At 58.5% G+C, this 2,656-nt stretch carries 5 protein-coding genes; all 5 read left to right on the forward strand.

Translation table 11 applies throughout. The annotated features are described in order from the left end of the window. Positions 1 to 212: 212 nt before the first annotated feature. The 5 genes from F3T56_RS45740 to F3T56_RS45760 all read left to right on the forward strand — a co-directional run bounded on the left by F3T56_RS45740 (position 213) and on the right by F3T56_RS45760 (position 2,566). Positions 213 to 764, forward strand: coding sequence for a hypothetical protein (locus tag F3T56_RS45740; RefSeq protein WP_149831355.1), 552 nt, complete (start codon positions 213 to 215; stop codon positions 762 to 764). A gap of 9 nt (positions 765 to 773) precedes the next feature. Next, positions 774 to 1,103, forward strand: coding sequence for a hypothetical protein (locus F3T56_RS45745; protein ID WP_149831356.1), 330 nt, complete (start codon positions 774 to 776; stop codon positions 1,101 to 1,103). Positions 1,104 to 1,183: 80 nt separating this feature from the next. Then, entirely contained in the window at positions 1,184 to 1,621 is a 438-nt protein-coding gene (locus tag F3T56_RS45750) for a hypothetical protein (RefSeq protein ID WP_149831357.1), read from the forward strand. A 25-nt stretch (positions 1,622 to 1,646) separates the two neighbouring features. Further along, positions 1,647 to 2,078 carry a hypothetical protein gene (locus F3T56_RS45755; RefSeq protein ID WP_149831358.1) on the forward strand — a complete coding sequence of 144 codons (432 nt, stop codon included), beginning with the start codon at positions 1,647 to 1,649 and terminating at the stop codon, positions 2,076 to 2,078. A gap of 167 nt (positions 2,079 to 2,245) precedes the next feature. After that, on the forward strand, positions 2,246 to 2,566 hold the full coding sequence (locus F3T56_RS45760) for a hypothetical protein (protein ID WP_149831359.1): 321 nt from the start codon (positions 2,246 to 2,248) through the stop codon (positions 2,564 to 2,566). The last annotated feature ends 90 nt before the right edge of the window (positions 2,567 to 2,656 follow it).

Below are 2,656 nucleotides of genomic sequence, written 5' to 3' on the forward strand. Positions count from 1 at the left end.
GAAGACCGGCACGGTCGACCCCTCCAAGGGCACCGCCAGCACCAGCAGCACCGGCACGACCACCAGCGTTCCCATCCCCACCAAGAGGAACGGTGTCAGCGGCCCGAAGTGGGGCTGGCTGTCGGCCATTGAGGACACGGTCGTCCACTACGGTTCCGCGATCTTCTCCCAGCCCCGACATCTGGTGGGGCGCCGCCGAGACCGCCGGAAGCATGGCTCTGATGGGCGCCGGCGGAGACATCATCGTCGGTGGCGCCATGATCTGCCTCACCGGCGTCGGCTGCATCGCCGGCGCCCCCGCCGTCGCGACCGGCGTGGGCATGATCGGCACCGGCGTGGCCGACACGGCCGACGGGATCGGGCGGATCAACGACGGGCTCGGGAAAGCGCTCAGAGAAGCCGAGTCGAATGCAGGGAAGAGCGAGGGAGCTGGTTCCACAGCCAAGAGCGGAGACCTCGGTCCGAAATGGAAGGCGCAAGAACCGTCAAATATTTGCGGGAGTAGCGGTTGTGAGGATGTGGCTGTAGATATCCAGGCGAAGATCGGCGGAGAGCGAATGCGTATAACCGACCAGTACGGTGCACCAACACTCGGGAAATATCGAGGTGAGGACACAGGCTGGGCGCATCACGACGTCATACTGAAAGATGGACAGGTGTACGATGCGTGGACAGGGTGTCACGGTGAGCCTTTGGAGCGCTACCTGAGTCGCTGGGAGTACGGTGAATATCTGCAGATGAAGCCGAGTCCCTATCAGCCATGAGGTGTTTGAATGGATTTTGTACGGCTTTTCTCTGATGTGCAGAGGCGGCCGGATGCTTACGGTCTAAATGGCGGCTACCGAGAACACGTCGCCTTCATCAACGGTTGCAACGCTGCGACTGGAGCTGAACTGTTGCAAGGTTTCTCCGAGTGTTTGGCTGCAAAACTGGGGGAGGGGGAAAATCTCTACTGGGCACTTCTGGTGGCCAACCTTGCTTCCTCACCAGTCCGGGTGCGGCGTTTGGATGACCTGAGTCGGCAGCAGGAGGAACGTGCCGTCGCAGTGCTTTTCGATGAGCTCTTGGATTTCTTGTATCCTGCTTCTGCAGGAGCATCATGAACGAGCCTGGGTCCAACGCGCGATAGTTCATCTTTAGTAGCGAACACTGCTGACCATTCCGCGTCGTTCCGGCAGAGAAATTGCGCGAACGTCCATGGCTGACCGAAAGGGGCGATGGCGGTTTGGGATGGAGTCGACTGTCTGCCATCATCGATACCTTCATCGGCTCTGGCTTTGTAATCTTCTCCCAGCTCGACATCTGGTGGGGCGCCGCCGAGACCGCCGAAAGCCTAGCTCTGATAGGCGCCGGCGGAGACATCATCGTCGGTGGCGCCGTGATCTGCCTCACCGGCGTCGGCTGCATCGCCGGCGCCCCCGCCGTCGCGACCGGCGTGGGCATGATCGGCACCGGCGTGGCCGACACGGCCGACGGGATCGGGCGGATCAACGACGGGCTGGGCAAGGCGCTCAGAGAAGCCAATGGATCGTCTTCCATAATTTCCGAGAATGAAATTCCCGAGTCGCTAGCTAATTGGCTGACCAAGAAGGGGATTCCGTGGGAAGTGATTTCAAGGTGAATTCCGATCGAGGAGGCGTGAGTTCGTGGCGAGGACTGTAGATATCGACTTCACGTTCGAAGATGCAATTGATGTTTCGACAGCTATCCGTACTCTGCTTGAGGCGGGAATGAGGCCTTCTCGGGAAGGCGAGGTTGCGTATCTGATTGACGAAGACGGGATGTTCGACTGGCAGAGGATAGAAGAAGGTCGGTTGGATGAAGTCATCTTCAAAATGGGGGAGTCGCGATGGGGGGATCGAGTGGTGGGAATCACGCTATTTTTCCCCGACGTGAATTCTGGTGGAGATTTCCTATTCCATCCAGGGCGAAATTCAATATCCTGTGTAATTGGAGTGAATCCCAAGCTTCTATCGGGTTCTTCTCGATTTTGCGACATTGGTTGGTACTTGGTGTGGCTGGTTCCTCTGTTTGAATCGCTGGGCCTTTCGGAAATTGAAGCTCGGGATTCTGTCTGAGCTAGGGTACGGACAAGTCAGTGATCGTTTATGGTCCGAAGCTGCGGCCGAGTGTCGTCAAGGAAGTGAACGGTCGAGGAGGAACCGGTGTCACTTCGCTGGATGATCTGCTGGCAGTGGTTGCGCCGTGAATTCGCTGATCGTATGTGTGTCGCGCGAGGTGACGGTTGAGGAAGTTCGAGACCAGTTGCTCGCCAGCCAGGGTCGGTGTGGATTTCCAGGACGGTCGGCTGACCGTGTTGCATGACGGGTCTGTCGCTTGGGTTGGACCAAACCTGGATGGTGAGCTGGAGAGGGAGTACGAGCCGGATGAGCTTGCTGTTATAGAGGGGCTCATCGGAACTTGGAACGGCTTTGTCATCGACTATCGGACGATAGGGGTTGCAGACGCTGTTGTGGCCGCGATGTGCGAGCGGTGGCCATGTGTTGTGGACGACGAAGACGGATTCATCGAGTGGGGCAGGGCGATTTCAAAGTCGCAGTGGTAGCAGAAAGTTGCAGGTCACGGTGCAGGGCTGTTGCAAAGTCTGACGGTCTTGGATCGTCGCTGGTCAGGCCAGGCCGAGGAGGTCCAGCGG

This window comes from Streptomyces tailanensis (genome assembly GCF_008386495.1).
Lineage (GTDB): Bacteria > Actinomycetota > Actinomycetes > Streptomycetales > Streptomycetaceae > Streptomyces > Streptomyces tailanensis.